1 pseudogene is annotated in these 230 nt (G+C 60.9%); it reads left to right on the forward strand.

Annotation, left to right across the window (positions count from 1 at the left end):
* Window positions 1-230, forward strand: a pseudogene (locus tag EOD29_RS35500) (spermidine/putrescine ABC transporter ATP-binding protein); the annotation flags it as partial.

The raw sequence follows: 230 nt of genomic DNA on the forward strand, positions 1-230 counted from the left end.
AGGAAATCCGCCAGATCCAGCAGCAGCTCGGCATCACCACGGTCTTCGTCACCCACGACCAGGAAGAAGCTCTGTCGATCTCCGACCGCATTGTCGTCATGAATGCCGGCAAGGCTGACCAGATCGGTTCGCCCTTCGAGATCTACAACACGCCGGCGACACGCTTCGTCGCCTCCTTCGTCGGCACGTTGAACCTCATCGAGGCCAAGGTCATCGACCCCGGCGCCAAC

It is taken from the genome of Mesorhizobium sp. M1A.T.Ca.IN.004.03.1.1, assembly GCF_003997555.1.
Taxonomy (GTDB): domain Bacteria; phylum Pseudomonadota; class Alphaproteobacteria; order Rhizobiales; family Rhizobiaceae; genus Mesorhizobium.